Origin of the sequence: Halobacillus alkaliphilus (genome assembly GCF_900113125.1) — a bacterium.
Taxonomy (GTDB): Bacteria; Bacillota; Bacilli; order Bacillales; family Halobacillaceae; genus Halobacillus; species Halobacillus alkaliphilus.
Map to the genome: position 1 here is coordinate 37,507 of NZ_FOOG01000027.1, position 14,912 is coordinate 52,418.

General features: G+C 40.4%; 16 protein-coding genes and 1 pseudogene. 9 read left to right on the forward strand and 8 right to left on the reverse strand.

All coding sequences use genetic code 11. The features are described from left to right. Window positions 1-33 precede the first annotated feature (33 nt). On the reverse strand, window positions 34-1,062 hold the full coding sequence (locus BMZ06_RS13885) for an AimR family lysis-lysogeny pheromone receptor (RefSeq protein WP_089752731.1): 1,029 nt from the start codon (window positions 1,060-1,062) through the stop codon (window positions 34-36). Between the two features lie 177 nt (window positions 1,063-1,239). On the opposite strand from BMZ06_RS13885, the gene BMZ06_RS13890 reads away from it, so the two are divergent. Next, window positions 1,240-2,004 carry a MerR family transcriptional regulator gene (locus tag BMZ06_RS13890; protein ID WP_089752733.1) on the forward strand — a complete coding sequence of 255 codons (765 nt, stop codon included), beginning with the start codon at window positions 1,240-1,242 and terminating at the stop codon, window positions 2,002-2,004. 47 nt (window positions 2,005-2,051) lie between these two features. Here the strand turns inward: BMZ06_RS13890 and BMZ06_RS13895 are convergent, their stop codons facing one another. Then, window positions 2,052-3,107, reverse strand: coding sequence for a class I SAM-dependent methyltransferase (locus BMZ06_RS13895; protein ID WP_089752735.1), 1,056 nt, complete (start codon window positions 3,105-3,107; stop codon window positions 2,052-2,054). 267 nt (window positions 3,108-3,374) lie between these two features. Between BMZ06_RS13895 and BMZ06_RS13900 the strand changes: the two genes are divergently transcribed. Continuing rightward, complete coding sequence (locus tag BMZ06_RS13900) at window positions 3,375-4,154, forward strand: LysM peptidoglycan-binding and 3D domain-containing protein (protein WP_089752736.1); 780 nt, start codon at window positions 3,375-3,377, stop codon at window positions 4,152-4,154. 743 nt (window positions 4,155-4,897) lie between these two features. Next, on the forward strand, window positions 4,898-5,494 hold the full coding sequence (locus tag BMZ06_RS13905; protein WP_089752737.1) for a 3D domain-containing protein: 597 nt from the start codon (window positions 4,898-4,900) through the stop codon (window positions 5,492-5,494). Between the two features lie 371 nt (window positions 5,495-5,865). Here the strand turns inward: BMZ06_RS13905 and BMZ06_RS13910 are convergent, their stop codons facing one another. Beyond that, entirely contained in the window at window positions 5,866-6,429 is a 564-nt protein-coding gene (locus BMZ06_RS13910; RefSeq protein ID WP_089752741.1) for an NADPH-dependent FMN reductase, read from the reverse strand. 119 nt (window positions 6,430-6,548) lie between these two features. Here BMZ06_RS13910 and BMZ06_RS13915 point away from each other — a divergent pair, with 119 nt between their 5' ends. The 4 genes from BMZ06_RS13915 to BMZ06_RS13925 all read left to right on the forward strand — a co-directional run bounded on the left by BMZ06_RS13915 (window position 6,549) and on the right by BMZ06_RS13925 (window position 9,795). Further along, complete coding sequence (locus BMZ06_RS13915) at window positions 6,549-7,043, forward strand: GNAT family N-acetyltransferase (RefSeq protein ID WP_089752743.1); 495 nt, start codon at window positions 6,549-6,551, stop codon at window positions 7,041-7,043. Between the two features lie 84 nt (window positions 7,044-7,127). Further along, the gene (locus BMZ06_RS20765) at window positions 7,128-7,280 is read left to right on the forward strand and encodes a hypothetical protein (protein WP_175477892.1); all 153 of its coding nucleotides are present in this window, start codon (window positions 7,128-7,130) and stop codon (window positions 7,278-7,280) included. Window positions 7,281-7,542: 262 nt separating this feature from the next. After that, a complete protein-coding gene (locus tag BMZ06_RS13920) occupies window positions 7,543-8,343 on the forward strand; it encodes an SDR family NAD(P)-dependent oxidoreductase (protein WP_089752745.1) in 801 nt (266 codons plus the stop codon). Between the two features lie 288 nt (window positions 8,344-8,631). Further along, window positions 8,632-9,795 carry an AI-2E family transporter gene (locus tag BMZ06_RS13925; protein WP_089752747.1) on the forward strand — a complete coding sequence of 388 codons (1,164 nt, stop codon included), beginning with the start codon at window positions 8,632-8,634 and terminating at the stop codon, window positions 9,793-9,795. Between the two features lie 29 nt (window positions 9,796-9,824). Here the strand turns inward: BMZ06_RS13925 and BMZ06_RS13930 are convergent, their stop codons facing one another. The 4 genes and pseudogenes from BMZ06_RS13930 to BMZ06_RS13945 form a co-directional block, all read right to left on the reverse strand. Further along, entirely contained in the window at window positions 9,825-10,385 is a 561-nt protein-coding gene (locus BMZ06_RS13930) for a cysteine dioxygenase (protein WP_089752750.1), read from the reverse strand. Window positions 10,386-10,412: 27 nt separating this feature from the next. Then, window positions 10,413-11,279, reverse strand: a pseudogene (locus tag BMZ06_RS13935) (DMT family transporter); the annotation flags it as partial. A 134-nt stretch (window positions 11,280-11,413) separates the two neighbouring features. Then, the gene (locus BMZ06_RS13940; protein ID WP_089752752.1) at window positions 11,414-11,878 is read right to left on the reverse strand and encodes a GNAT family N-acetyltransferase; all 465 of its coding nucleotides are present in this window, start codon (window positions 11,876-11,878) and stop codon (window positions 11,414-11,416) included. Window positions 11,879-12,105: 227 nt separating this feature from the next. Further along, window positions 12,106-13,110: a YeiH family protein gene (locus BMZ06_RS13945; protein WP_089752754.1), complete on the reverse strand. Its 1,005-nt coding sequence runs from the start codon at window positions 13,108-13,110 to the stop codon at window positions 12,106-12,108. A gap of 117 nt (window positions 13,111-13,227) precedes the next feature. Between BMZ06_RS13945 and BMZ06_RS13950 the strand changes: the two genes are divergently transcribed. Both BMZ06_RS13950 and BMZ06_RS13955 read left to right on the forward strand, forming a co-directional pair. Further along, complete coding sequence (locus tag BMZ06_RS13950; RefSeq protein WP_089752756.1) at window positions 13,228-14,124, forward strand: LysR family transcriptional regulator; 897 nt, start codon at window positions 13,228-13,230, stop codon at window positions 14,122-14,124. Between the two features lie 26 nt (window positions 14,125-14,150). Next, complete coding sequence (locus BMZ06_RS13955; RefSeq protein WP_089752758.1) at window positions 14,151-14,615, forward strand: GNAT family N-acetyltransferase; 465 nt, start codon at window positions 14,151-14,153, stop codon at window positions 14,613-14,615. A 47-nt stretch (window positions 14,616-14,662) separates the two neighbouring features. Here the strand turns inward: BMZ06_RS13955 and BMZ06_RS13960 are convergent. Continuing rightward, window positions 14,663-14,912 (reverse strand): zinc ribbon domain-containing protein (locus tag BMZ06_RS13960; RefSeq protein WP_139205833.1); only part of this gene is annotated, 250 nt, incomplete at its 5' end.

Here is a 14,912-nt window from a genome sequence, read left to right on the forward strand (position 1 = left end):
TTCCATAAAAAAGAAGCTGTCTGCATTCAGCTTCTACACGACCTTAAGCACCCGCTTCATATAATAATCTGGTAACTGGGCAAAGAAAAGATCGTTATATTCATAAATAAATCTGTTTTTCGCTTTACGCAAAAGCTGTAAATTCCTCTCCGCTAAACCTAGGTAAGATTGTTGAAAAGGAGTTAAAGAGGGTAATTTGGAAAGGATGTCAATAGCTTCCTTTCGTTGACCGCGTGACAGTAGTAAATGAGCATTTTCGGTTGGATCATTGGAAATAACTTGTTCAGACTTCTGGTGAAACGCAGCAATAAATGGAATGGTATGATCACGGGTCACTTGAGATGCATGCGAATAACCATTAGTTTCGGCGATGGTTATCGTTTTTTCTGCATAATCCATAGCTGCTTCGTAATTTTCAAAGCTATAGCATAAAGCAAGATTGTGGTGCATCATTATTTGTTTTCTTGGAGCAAGTCCGGCATTTATATACTTGTAGGCAAACTTCCTTGCCAGGACTAAATGATTGGCTTTCCAATAATGTTGGAACGTGAGTTCATCGAAACGCAGTTTCATGTAATAGTGAAACAATGGCTCATTGATCGTAAATAAAGCGGTTTGAATTTCCTCAGTGAACTTATCCATTCCTGCATATTTTTTTATGTCATAATGTGCATAAACAAGAAGGAAAAGATGAAGGCACTTAAGAGAAGGATGCTCGAAATAAAGTTCTTCAATGGACTTAATATCGTTAATCCTTAAAGGTTGTTTTTTTCGATCCAGAATTATGCGATAGAGCTTTGCAATGTCTTCATGCATATAATTTTCATTTAGGTGACCTTCAAGTTCCTCGAAAAAATCATTCATATATAAGAATTCTGCTAATGCTAATTGATCTTCTAACAGGGAAGGCCTGGAGCGTTGACAGAAGAACCTGGTGAACTCTGCTGCTTCTATGCTGTTTCTTTCTTTTAAATAATCATAATAAACCTGATAAACCGGGGACGTATGGTGAATATGGATACTATTTAATTTAGCTGGTTGAATAACCTTGTGGATAGGCATGAATCCCCCCGCCCTCATTTGTTTATTTTCTTTATTATAGCTTTTTTCTAGCGTAACTCAAAGTTTTGTGCCCAGATGATGGAAGATAGTCGAGTGGCACTTTTTATAAAAATATATAAATAAACCATTGACCCTTACGCTGCGTCATACCATAGACTTTGAATTGAGGTGATCGGCATGTATAAAGTCAAGGAGGTAGCAAGGTTGACAGGTGTTAGTGTGCGAACCCTTCACCACTACCACGATATTGGTCTTTTGAGACCTTCGGAAGTGAAGTCAAATGGCTATCGTTATTATAGTGAAAAAGAAATAACGAGACTGCAGCAAATTCTTTTTTTCAGAGAGGTGGACTTTTCATTATCTAAAATCAAAAAAATTTTAGACGCTCCTGATTTTGATCAAGAAAAGGCGTTGCGTCACCATAAGAAAATTTTAATAGAGAAAAGTAGACGTTTAGAACGAATCATTTTATCCGTAGAGCAGACACTCCAATCCTTGAAAGGAGAAAATCAAATGACTAACCATGATCGTTTTCAACCATTTGATAAAAGTCAAATTGAACAACATGAAAAAATGTATGAGCAAGAAGTGAAAGAACGCTGGGGAGAAACAGAGGCTTATCAGGAATCTAAAAGAAGAACAAAGTCATACTCGGAAAAGGATTGGAAAAACATCCAAGAAGAAGGAACAGAGATTGACAGACAAATTATCGGACGTATGGATCAAGGACCAGATGATTTAGAAGTGCAAAGACTTATAGATGAAAAGCGAAAGCATATATCGAAGTATTTCTATGATTGTCAGCTAGAAATATTTAGAGGTCTTGCAGATCTGTATGTAAGTGATCCAAGGTTCACGAAGAATATCGATCTATTACAGCCTGGGTATGCAGAATTTTTACGGAAAGCGATGTACATTTACTGCAATAGGATGAAAGATTAAACACTGAAAGGGACTAATTTATAGTCCCTTTCAGTGTTTGGTATGGACTAACGAGGCTGGCAGACTAGTCCATTATGGACTTTAATGTAGCCATGTCTTAAAATATCAAAGCCGTTTTCATACATATATAATCCCATCTGCTCTACTGTCATAAGTTCACGATACGTATGATTCATCACATCCGCCATAATACGATAGTATAAGCGTGACCGAACTTGATTTCTAGGGGTGGTCATAATAGCATAACCCCCCGGCTTAAGGAATCGTCGGTGCCAGTCAGCTACCTCATGTTTATACTCATCGGGAAAGTGTTCCAGTAATCCAACAGAAAGCACGATGTCAAACTCCTTATTAAAATCAAGGTTACGAATGTCCTCGACTACATATTCTATGTTTAAGTCATCTTTGTAATAGACAGCAGGATGTCCTGTGCGTGGGTTTTCACCTAAAAATGGATAGCTATCCGGGAAATCTTTAAATCTAGTTGTCTTACAATATTCGTCATAATCCACCATCACAATTTCTGCCCCTGGATACATCGCTCCAAGCTGCATGGCCTCATAACCTTCAGCGGCTCCTAAAAATAATATGCGAGGCCTGGTTAAGTGAAGTCCTTCAAATAGTGCACGCTTCCCCCTGGGATCCCAAATTCCGTCCTGGACGCGGTGAATGTAATTCCAAAGTTGAAGTTGGATGACTTCTCCAAGGGCTTGCTTAACTTCAGCAGGTTTAAAAGTACGGAGACTTTTTAGGAAATGATGTTTGGAATTCCCTATTTCCTTGGGAACATCTTTAATAAACCATTCATGAAAAGATTTGTTAAATAACGTCCAGGAAGTGTGGGGATCCATATCTCGACTGTTTGTCGCCTCCCATTCCAGTCTTTCTTTGGCAGAAGCCTCCACTTCATAAGGCTTTCCTACATTACTCCAGGACAATTGAGACCAATCCCTCACCGTATTTAAAGTTACAAACTTATTGTAGTCTTTTTCAGAGAGTTGACGTAGATCAGTACGATACTGACGGTGAAGATGAGTAGTCCCGATATGTTGTTCAGAATAGGGTTTTGTATGGTTCTGTGCCCGTGACTTTTCCTGTAACATGAAATCCCCGCCTTTTTCAGAATAGTTTTATTTATTATAAACAATAATGATAACGCTTACAATATTTGGTTATTAAACCCTATTGTGACGGGTGGTTTCGCCAAAATAAACGGAAATATTACAGCCGTGTAAAAAGAGTGTAATATTTGATATATAATTGTTGTCATCCTGTTATTGTTGTTTGCTTCCGAGATGGGTAAAGTTAGAGTTGTTATTTTAGACAGAGATAAAAAAATAATTCGACTGTTAACTAGGGAGGCATTAATTATGAAAAAAACATTATTTTCAATAGCAGCGATCTTAATGATTATGGCATCTACAACAATTACAGCTAGCGCACAGGAAACTGTGGTTAATAGAGGAGATACACTTTGGGGCATTGGTCAAGAATATGGGGTGTCTGTTGAAGACATTAAAGACATCAACGGTCTATCTTCCGACTTGATCCATCCTGGACAAACTATTCAAATCAGTGAAGAAAGCAATAATTCAAATGAATCAACTTCAAGTGATGAACTATACACAGTTAATTCTGGAGACACTCTATGGGGTATTGGTCAGGATTATTCAGTAAAAGTAGATTCATTGAAATCCTGGAACGATCTATCTTCTGATATTATTCATCCTGGACAAGAATTAGTTGTTGAAGGAACTCAAGCTGCTTCTACAAACAGTGAACCAGTAGAGGAAGAAGAAGCGAAAGAAGAAACTAAAGAAGAAACTTCTAAATCAAATGAGACTTCTGGTGATGATGTAGCTAAAACATTAACAATGGAAGCTACTGCTTACACGGCATTCTGTGAGGGGTGCTCTGGTACTACTTACACGGGTATCGACCTAAGAGCGAACCCGGACCGTAAAGTTATTGCTGTGGACCCGGACGTTATTCCATTAGGTTCTGAAGTTTACGTTGAAGGATACGGTAAAGCTGTTGCCGGAGATATCGGCGGCGCTATTCAAAACGACCGCATTGACGTATTCATCCCTAACCAGGACGATGCTCTGGATTTCGGACGTAAAGACGTAGAAGTAACTGTATACGAATAAGTATGACTTCTCAACTGAATAATAAATAAGATAATACAACGATGTCCATTTGGGCATCGTTTTTCTTTTTTTAAGGCACTGTTAAAGTTTATTGTTGATTTTTCATAAGAGGCTTATTGCGAAATAGAGCTGGATAGTTCAAGACTCAGTTTCGAGATAAATTGAGTCCGTTACAATAATAAGAAGGGAGCTGGTGGGGAAATAACTCGTCTTATACCATCACCCAGACACTCGAGCCATAAGCCGTTCATCAACGGATTGGAAAACCGCCATCCTTTTGAAGCTCGGCTTATGCTGGTCGTTTCTTTCGGGGTGATTCCACATTTGAACACTTTCCTATGGCCCTCCACGAGGTAGGGTCGATCGACGTTGCCACGGGACGGGGCTATCTTAGTCGATCCTCTTTTTACCACCAGCTTCCTCGCTCGTTTTACTCCCCGCGGGATCTCCCCTAGTCCCTTCTCCCACGGAAAGCGAATCGTTCTCCGCAGGACCTCACTCTCTAACTAAATATCTCGAAACTGAGTCTTCAAATAATGGCAGCTTTACTTCAAAATCAACACGGAGGTTAAGCGGAACCTATTTATTTTTGTGGTAAATATTACATGTGTGTGAAACAAATGTAATCTCTGAAAAATGATTGTTGTCCGCCTGTTATTGAGATAAAACTGTGAGGTGTTAAGGTAGGAGATGTGATTTTAACAGAGGCGATCATCTGTTTAGCAAATAAGGAGGCAATTATCATGAAAAAATCAATTCTTTCAATAGTAGCAACTTTTGCAATTATAGGGACAACAACCATTACCGCAAGCGCAAGTGAAGTAGTCGTAGATAAAGGTGACACCCTTTGGGGCATCGGCCAGGAAAAAGGGGTTTCCGTTGAACAGCTTAAAGAAGCAAACGATTTATCATCTAACCTGATTTTCCCGGATCAGACGCTTACAATCAACGGTGACACAGAAAATAATACAGAAGAAAACGAAGAAAATCACTCAGAATCTGAAGATGTACAAGCATCTGGTTCTGAAGAGTCCACTGGTGATGATGTAGCTAAGAAACTAACGATGGAAGCTACCGCATATACCGCATTCTGTGAAGGCTGCTCTGGTACTACCTATACAGGTATCGACTTAAGAGCGAACCCGGACCGTAAAGTTATTGCTGTGGACCCGGATGTTATTCCACTAGGTTCTGAAGTTTACGTTGAAGGATACGGTAAAGCTGTAGCGGGAGATATCGGCGGCGCTATTCAAAACGACCGGATCGACGTATTTATTCCTAACCAGGGAGACGCCCTCGATTTTGGTCGTAAAGACGTAGAAGTAACCGTATATGAGTAAGTTTTAAAAAATATTTTATCCTTATAAGCCTTGCAGAATGAAATTCTGCAGGGTTTTTATATTGTTTTAAATAATAAAGAGATAAGTACAACAACCTATTAATCGAATTTATAAATTAAATTACCGGTATGTTTTACTTCTAAACATACATTTCCATTAAATCAATGAGCTGAATTTTAAAGATAAATGTTCCTGATTTCGTGTGGGAAAATGGGGGTTGGAAAGGACTCGCTTCCCGCTCCACACATCTCGAAGCTAGTGCCTTCTTCAATTCCGCCTATCGTTTACTTAAATAAGTATCTTGGGAAGATCAACTACGACGTTTAACGGCGCATAGTAAAAAAAGATTCCTTTATAAAACAGGAATCTTTTCAGGAAATAGTAATACTGCTGTATTGCTTATCTGCAAATTTGAGAAATTCGTCAACCACTCCGTCAATAAAATCAATCGTGCCCTGATCTGTAATTAGTCCTTTGTCATCCACCTTATGCTGTATCTGTCCGACAAGGATTTCATTCCCTGGCAGGACATTTGCGGACATACCTGGAGAATTGAGAATTTGACGTAGGTGCATCTGTGCCCGCACCGTGCCAAGCACACCCATCGTAGCACCCGCTATGAAAGTAGGCTTACCTTTCATCTCCTTGTCACCACGGGAAAGCCAGTCTAAAGCATTTTTTAGTACGCCAGGGATTGAATGGTTAAATTCTGGAGTTACGATTAAAAAAGCATCTGCATCTGATAATTGAGCTTTAAAATTTTGCACAGATGCAGGGGCTTCATGTTCAATATCTTGGTCGTAATGAGCTAAATCACGGATAGGAATAACTCTAACGTCCATATGGTTCTTATATCGATCTTTTATAAAGTTGGTTAACTTCATATTATAGGAATCTTTTCGAATACTCCCAACAAGAGCAGCTACTTTTAACATGATAACGTCCTCCTCGTATTGTGCTCCATTTCTATTATAAGAATAGGTGCAAGGGGTTTCTAATTTTTTGCTCAATATTGGCAAAAAGTGGGTATATAGCGGGTAGGAGGGATACAGCTATGGATTTAGTACAATTGCAGCCATATACATCACAGCATCACCGGAAACTTACTCAGCTATCCTTACCAAAAGAGCAGACTCACTATACAGAAATGCCTGAGGATTCAGTGGAGTGTGCTGCTGGCGATCCTACAAGACACCCTGTAACCATTCTTGCGGATGATGTACCAATAGGGATGTTTGTTCTACAGAGCGGTCCAGTAGTGTCCGAATACACGCCTCATAAAAACGCTCTTCTTCTAATAGCGTATATGATAGATTATTCCCAGCAGGGAAAAGGGTATGCCACTGAATCTTTAAAAAAGCTCCCCTATTATGTTCGAGAGCATTATCCAGAAATCGAATATATTGTTCTGGCCGTTAGTGTAAATAATTACGCTGCTCAAAATGTGTATAAGAAAAATGGGTTTTATGATCAAGGAGAACGGATATCGGGGAAAAAAGGTCGGCTGATGATTTTTGAAATGAAAGTAGAAAAAATGTTTGAAGAATAGTTTTTCTTGGAAATTTTAAGTTTTAGTCTAACCCACCAGGGGAAATATATTTATAACCCTAAATAGAAAAGGAGGTACACCACTATGACTCTGCTATATTCAAAAGCCCGCGAAATGTTTGAACAAGATTACAAAAACAGTCCTGAAGCTAAAAAAGATTTTCAGACGAAAGGTATGAAGCGCACGCGGTCTGGAAAGGCGTTGTTTTCTTTCCGTAAGCAGAATAAGAAGAAATAATTAAAACAGTGGTGACGGTAGCTATGAGAAGAAACTACAAAAGAATAAACCTGTCGGATCTTACGAAAAAATTAGTTCCGTGGTGGGTCAGCGTTTAGTGGCATTTTATGTCTCAGAAACGCTGACTTTTTTATGTGAAAAGGTCCGGGTTGGTAGCTATTTATTATTTTTGAATAATTAAAACAGGAGTATTCTTAAATAATGGAAAGGGTTTAATCAGGTGAGGGGAAGGTTATCTGATAACAAAGGAGGCTGCAAAATTATGTCGGTTTTTTCAAATGATGCTTTAATTGGGGAACATATTCTGATTACGGGAGCCACAGGCGGAATTGGTTATGAAGCAGCTAAAGAAGCTGTCCGCACAGGGGCACATATAACGATTACTGGGAGAAACGAAGAGAAGTTAGAGGCGTTAAAAGAAGAGTGTAAAAGACTTAATTCAGAGGTAGAGGTTTTGGTAGGTCCAGCAGATATAAATATGGAGGATGACCGGAAACAGTTAGTCCGAAATGCGAAGGAGTCCATAGGTCCGATTACGGGTCTTGTTAATTCAGCAGGTATCGGAGGAGGAGCCCCGCTCGAAGATCTTACAGAAGAGCAACTGCGTAAACCTATGGAATTAAATTATTTCTCTACTGTCCTGCTTACTCAGGAAGTTTATAAAGATATGAAACAACAACGACGTGGAGCCATTGTTAACCTATCTTCTTTATCAGGTCTGCGAGGTACTCATAGCAATATTGCTTATAGTTCCTCTAAATTCGCTGTAATTGGCTTTACTCAGTCCCTCGCTATAGAAGCTATTGAATATAATGTGCGCGTAAATGCCATTTGTCCGGGTTTCGTTGATACATCAATGGGACGACAGGCGATCGCTAACATTGGGAAGCGAGAAGGTCGGAGTTACGAAAAGCAAAGACAACTTTCTGAGGAAGCACTCCCTTCTGGAAGGATAAGCACCCCGGAAGAAGTAGCTCGTTCAATTGTATATTTGTTAACGGATGCCTGCGAGAATATCGTTGGTGAATCGTTAAAAATTTCAGGCGGAGGAGTTATGAGGTAATATTTTGTATTACATTTTGAAGACAAGCGTTTGCTTGCTGGTTTAACCGGGAAATTAATAAACATACACAAATTAGGAGGAGGTTTCTCCAAATGGGACGCTTAATTAAACGAATTATTAAATTTGGTCCGATCGTCTATCCGGTCATTCGTAAGTTTATGCGAAAACGCAAAGGGAAATATTAGGAACGTGCCTATCTTCATAGGCGCGTTTTTTTACTATTCTATGATAAACTGGAAAAAAGATAAGACCACTTAAACAGTTACCACGTATGAAGGGGATATGAACATGACTCGTTGGGACTCAACACCGGTTATCCGTTTTTTTGGAGGCCGTAATTTACTGTACATATTAGGTGTTATATTAATCATCGGTCTTAATATCTTAGTCTATTCTAGTGTGGATTTCATCTTTGAACCTATCCTCGTGTTTATAAAGACGGTAGCTTTACCGCTCATATTGTCCATTGTCGTATATTATTTATTGCGGCCCATTATTAACTTAATGGAATCATTGAGAATTAAACGTATATGGGCTATATTAATTACTTTATTATTAGTTATAGGGTTAATTACGTTACTGGTTGTTTTGATCATTCCTTTTCTGGAGAAACAATTTCTAAGTCTCGCGGAAGAATTGCCTGAATACCTGAATGCCCTGGTGATTTCACTTGATCAGTGGCTGCGTGACTCCTTTTTGGGAAGCTATTATAGCAATCTCTTTCAGGATATAGACGGACTCCTTAACCAGCTCCCTGAAAATATGTCGTCTTATGCCGTTCAGACCGTGGAGGGCATTACGAACTTTATTACGACACTTACAACTGTGCTCGTTGCTTTAGTTACATTGCCATTCATCTTATTTTATTTACTGAAAGATGGACATAAACTTCCGGCTAAAATGTTAAGTTTCTTTCCTCCGAAGGTTCGCCCGGAAGTGAATAGTGTATTTAAAGGAATTGATCATCAGCTAAGTGCCTACATTCAAGGGCAAATCATAGTCAGTTTCTGTATCGGTATCATGATGTATATCGGTTTTGTAATTATTGGTTTAGATTATGCTCTCCTACTTGCGGCTATAGCCAGTGTAACAAGTGTCGTTCCCTATTTAGGGCCGGTAATTGCGATTACGCCAGCCTTAATTATTGCTATCGTAACGTCACCGTTTATGGTATTGAAGCTTGCTTTCGTATGGACTGTCGTTCAGCTGTTAGAGGGTAAATTTATTTCACCTCAGATTATGGGGAAAAGTCTTCATATCCACCCGGTCACGATTATATTTGTCCTTTTAACGGCAGGTCATTTATTTGGAGTAGTGGGCATACTTGTGGCTATTCCAGGCTACGCTATCCTTAAAGTGTTTGTATCTCACATTTTCTATTGGCTGCAGCTCAGGTACAATCGTTTCGTGGAGGACGGGAATAAATATAAACTCCCGGAGCGAAGGTATTGATCGAAAAATCGAAAGGACTACAGTTTAGGTCAATGGAAGTGTTTAAGTCTAATTTCTTTGATTTTCTGGCGCGTTTCTTCCGGCCACCAGGCCCCGCAGTCACTTGAAACGATGCAAGCTGCACATGTCTTTAAATCATACACCTTCATTCCTCTGATCGGAGGGGAATAAAGATGAAGAGTAATCAGAGGGTTAGTTCCTTCACGTCCCATTTTATGAACCCCATGTCGGGGGGCGAATAACAGAACACCTTCTTTTTTGGTTTCTGAAAAAACAGCTTTTGGCAAATACCCTTTTTCTACTTTGAAAATCGTATGTCGGGTTGCGCCGCTTAGGACCTGGATCCACCCTGTGGAATCGCCATGGTCATGAGGCGCACATTCAATGTCAGCCCAGTTCATTACGAGCAGTTCAACCTGCTCATCCGCGTATAAAAGCTGACGGTAATAAGGGCGTGGTCCTGGGGCTTCCAGCCACGCTTCTGCCTCCCTTTTCTGAACTTTAAGTTTTAATAATGCCTTCTTTAATGCTTCATCAGAATAGGATGACATACTGCCTAAGATATTGCTCGCGCGATCCTTTATATCCATAGATCTCCCTCTTCTCCATTTTAGGTCTCAGCTTCTTTTAAAAAGAAAACGAAGTCTTCCTTGAACAAGCAATACACCAAAGATGATGAGGAACCCCCCGGTAATGGAGAGCCAGGAAAAATTCTCCTTTAATAATAGAATGGCTGCGATTAGAGTAGCCAGTGGTTCCAAGTATAAAAAAACAGATACCTGAGATGCTTCCATAATTTCTAATGCTTTGGCTCAATACCAGTAAGCTAAAGCCGATACAAATACCCCAAGAAATAGTAAATGGCCCCAATAGTAACCTTCAAGATTAACAAGTTGATGCCAGCCGTGATTCCTTACTAGAAAAGGCAGCGTTAATATAAACCCGCACATACTCATATAAAACGTAATAACTATAGATGGTAATGGAATAGCGAGTTTCTTGAGCAGAACCGAATAAACCGCCCAGTTGAATGTACTCAAAATCATTAGGAAGTAACCAATACTTAAAGCAAAACTGAATGATTGGCCACTTCCCAGAGTGGTAATAAATAAGACCCCGGAGACGGCTATAGCAATTCCGGCTGTTCTGGCTCGAGTGAGGGGCTCTTTTAAGAAAACAATAGATAAAAGAACCGTAAAAATGGGTGAAAAAGCAATCAGCCAGCCAGCATCGGAAGCCTGTATGGTCAGCAGGGCTGAAGCCTGAATGACCTGGTGAACAAATACTCCGAGGACACCAAGTGATAATAAATGAGGAATATATTTAAACGGTACACTTATGTGTTCTTTTAAGAGATTGATTAAACAGAATAGAAAGATGCTGCCGATTCCGAATCTCACGACGAGAAGGGAAAAAGGGTCGAGCACCTCCAATACAGCTTTAGTAGAAACAAAAGAAACTCCCCAGAAAGTAATGGACAGTGTAGCATAGAGGGATGCGGTTTAACGGGTGTTAGGGAAGGGCATGCCCCGCTTCCTTTCTGTCAAGTGTACTTTAATACACTATATGCTTGGGGCGGACAGGCATCCCAATAATTTTAAAAAGTGGCAGTGCGCAATTAGTTTGCCTCTGATATTGGTCTTTCCAAGCGGGTAAGAAACATACCTGGTGTTACTTCTTTTTCATGGGTAGGATGAAAACCGTGACTGGTATAGAGGTTGATGGCGGGGGTGTTTTCACTGCCTGTATATACATAACAGGGCATAGAGGGATAAGTTCCGATTACATTCCGGAGGAGACTTTGACCAATCCCCTTACGAAAGTGTTCAGGGTGTACCATAAGACGGTAAATATCTATATAATGATCTTCTGTTTTATAAGAAATCGCTCCAACCAGGTCCGTCCCTATATAGGCTACTATAAACGTTTCCCCTGATTCCATAATTGAGGTTACGTTATCTTCGCAAGGAGGAAGATCAGGGAAACCTACAATAGCAGCTTCTACTTGATAAGAGAGGAATTGGAGACGTAGAATACTGTCCGCTACATGCAGCTTAGAGGGTGAAACTTTAAAGAGATTCAATGTAATTATACTCCTTGTACCTTTGACTTTGACTCTTATTTCATTTTATCAGAGAAAGACGATATTATAAAAACGGTTTCAAGTTATGAGTAATGAAAAGCAAGGGTAGGACTAAAAAGAAATCCTGTATATCGTGAGGATTCTTCCATAAAAAACAGGCGCGGAAATGCTGCCAGAATAAAAAAAGGTGTCCTTCTAAGAATAGGACACCTTTTTGTGCAGGTTTATTAAATGATCCAATAAGTGAGTAATGATAACAAGACCGAGGTAATAATCATAAGGAGCATCGGTTTTAAAGCCTTACTCCTTACATCTTCTAAACTGACGCTAAGACCAAGGCCGACCATCGCCATTGTTAAGATAAAGGTTGTACCGAAAGATACCCCGTCTAAAACGGCTGAAGGAATAGTGAACCAATTTCCTTCTATATAACTTCCAAACAGGCTCATACCTATAAAGCCCAGCAGGAACCAAGGAAAAGCAATAGATGTCTCTGAATCTTTATTCCCTTTTTTGTTCATGATCCAAACGAGGATCAAGCTGAGGGGAACGAGCAGGAAGACTCGTCCGAGTTTAGCAAGTAATGCCATTCCTAGTCCGCTCTCCCCTGCGGGTGCACCAGCGAGAGCTACATGAGCTACTTCGTGGAGACTTAACCCGGCCCACATCCCGTATGCTTCCATATCTAATGGAAGCAGTGGGCGAATCAGCGTATAGCCAATTGCAAACAATGTACCAATAATTGATATTATTCCTGCGCTAACCGCCGTATCCTCTTCCTTCGCTTTAAGAATTGGTGATACCGCTGCGATGGCAGAAGCACCGCAGACCCCAGTACCTATTCCAAGCAGTAAGGATAAAGAAGTGTCAGCTTTCGTTAATCGCGCCAATAGGATCATAATTCCTATCGAAAATCCGATAACAACGGCGTCACGTAGTAATAAGGGAAGACCTTCACTTAAAATGACGGATATATTTAACTTCAATCCGAATAGGATAATGGCCAGTCGTAGTAGTTTTTTCGCTGAAAATTGGACTCCTTGGCGTATTCGTTCTGGGTAACCGAAGAAATGGCGGTAAAGGACTGCCAAAAGAATAGCGGCTGCGAGGGGGCCAATTTGACGGATTAAAGGAAGGGATGAAAGCAGAAAACCTGCCCCAGCAAGTATTGCGGTGAACCCCATTCCCGTAAGGAGTGGTCGAAGTGAGATCGAACCTGAAAAATGTTTCATCTTTCAACCTTCTTTTCGCAAGATTTTCACCTCATATACTATACGTCCCGTCATGACATTAGTAAAATAAAACTTTATAATACAAATGATTAATATTATTAATGATAGGGTGATTAAATGGATTTTGAAGCGATGAAGACATTTGTAGCAGTCGTGGATCAACAAAGCTTCACGAAAGCTTCCAAAATGTTAAATCTTTCTCAGCCCACAGTAAGCTTTCATATTAAAAATCTTGAAAAGTATTTTGAAGCGGATCTTATTGATCGTTCACCTAAACGGTTTATAGTGACTCAGACAGGTGAACTTGTGTACCAGCGTTCCCGGCAGATCCTTGGACTTATTGACAAAACAAAAGCGGAAGTGCTTGAATTCCACAAGCAACTGAGGGGGAAGCTTCATATTGGGGCGAGCTATACGGTAGGCGAATATATTTTGCCCACAGTCTTAAAAAAGTTTGACCATTATTACCCAGCGATAGATCTAGAGGTGCAAATCGCTAATACGGAGCATATTAACCGGGCGATCCAGCTCCATGAATTGGATATCGGACTGGTGGAGGGACAGGTGAACCATCAAGGGCTTAGATCTGAACCTTTCCTGGAGGATGAAATGGTCGTTATTGTCCCAGAAGATCATCCTCTTCGCAAAGAGTCTTCTATTACCTTCCAGCAATTGCAAGATCAAACCTGGATTACAAGAGAAGGAGGTTCAGGCACAAGAGCAGTGCTGGACTCTATGCTTGAATCGTATAACATAAGACCGCAAAAATTGATTACGATTGGGAGCAACCATGGTGTGGTTCAAGCTGTGAAAGAAGGTCTTGGACTTTCTTTGATATCGAAAACCGTAGTAGAACACACAGCAGCAGAGCCGTTAATTATGAATCTTCCTTATATAAAAACCACAAGCCGGTACTTTTCTCTGGTCATGCCGACTAATGAAGAAGAGATTTCCAAAAATGTTCAGCTGTTTGTGAAACAAGTGAAAGACCTTTATCGTTTAAGCGGGAAATAACAATAGCTGACTCGGGGGGATGAAGTGTGGAAATACGAAGTTATTCACCTGAAGATATAGAAAATATACATTCAGTAATTCAAAGGTCAGTACGTGCTGCGTGTGCGTATTATAAAGCTGATCAAATCGATGCATGGGCTTCTGCGCTGGATGACAAACAAATGCTGCATAACAGATTGGCTAAGTCGGATGTGAAAATCGCAGTGAGTAATGGCGGCAGGACGTTAGGAGTGGCCAGTCTATTGAACGATGGTGTATTGGACCTATTCTATGTTGAACCCGATTGTCAGCGGAAAGAAGTGGGTAGCAGGCTGCTTCTCGAAATTGAAAAGTCAGCTTTAACGAACCGAATCAACTTCTTAGAAACAGAGGCAAGTGTGATTGCTTTTTCATTCTTTAAAGGCAAAGGTTTCAAACAAATTCGTTCTCAACATAAGCTGGTGCAGGAAATCAGTTTGAACTACCCCCACTTACTCGCTGACGCTCCTTGAAGTTGGGGGATTCCTAAGAGCACGAACCTAACGGTTCGTTCAAATGATTAGGCTAGCCCCGTCGCACCGACGGTTGGAAGGATTCTTTTAATTTCCTTCGATATATTGAAACTCGCATTTAGATCGCGGTCGTGGCGGGAGCCGCAATTCGGGCAGTTCCACGTTCGAACAGCGAGATTCTTTACCTCATTGTTTTGGTATCCGCACTTGGAACACAGCTGAGAACTCGCAAAAACTTTTGATACGGGTACCAATTGTTTTCCGTACCATTCGGCTTTGTATTCGAGCATAGAGGTG

Coding starts and splice junctions, on each gene's coding strand:
- BMZ06_RS13895 (WP_089752735.1), bottom strand. CDS start 3,107: ATGTTACAGGAAAAGTCACGGGCACAGAACCATACAAAACCCTATTCT.
- BMZ06_RS20765 (WP_175477892.1), top strand. CDS start 7,128: ATGACTCTGCTATATTCAAAAGCCCGCGAAATGTTTGAACAAGATTAC.
- BMZ06_RS13915 (WP_089752743.1), top strand. CDS start 6,549: ATGGATTTAGTACAATTGCAGCCATATACATCACAGCATCACCGGAAA.
- BMZ06_RS13885 (WP_089752731.1), bottom strand. CDS start 1,062: ATGCCTATCCACAAGGTTATTCAACCAGCTAAATTAAATAGTATCCAT.
- BMZ06_RS13905 (WP_089752737.1), top strand. CDS start 4,898: ATGAAAAAATCAATTCTTTCAATAGTAGCAACTTTTGCAATTATAGGG.
- BMZ06_RS13930 (WP_089752750.1), bottom strand. CDS start 10,385: ATGGATATAAAGGATCGCGCGAGCAATATCTTAGGCAGTATGTCATCC.
- BMZ06_RS13900 (WP_089752736.1), top strand. CDS start 3,375: ATGAAAAAAACATTATTTTCAATAGCAGCGATCTTAATGATTATGGCA.
- BMZ06_RS13950 (WP_089752756.1), top strand. CDS start 13,228: ATGGATTTTGAAGCGATGAAGACATTTGTAGCAGTCGTGGATCAACAA.
- BMZ06_RS13910 (WP_089752741.1), bottom strand. CDS start 6,429: ATGTTAAAAGTAGCTGCTCTTGTTGGGAGTATTCGAAAAGATTCCTAT.
- BMZ06_RS13925 (WP_089752747.1), top strand. CDS start 8,632: ATGACTCGTTGGGACTCAACACCGGTTATCCGTTTTTTTGGAGGCCGT.
- BMZ06_RS13920 (WP_089752745.1), top strand. CDS start 7,543: ATGTCGGTTTTTTCAAATGATGCTTTAATTGGGGAACATATTCTGATT.
- BMZ06_RS13890 (WP_089752733.1), top strand. CDS start 1,240: ATGTATAAAGTCAAGGAGGTAGCAAGGTTGACAGGTGTTAGTGTGCGA.
- BMZ06_RS13945 (WP_089752754.1), bottom strand. CDS start 13,110: ATGAAACATTTTTCAGGTTCGATCTCACTTCGACCACTCCTTACGGGA.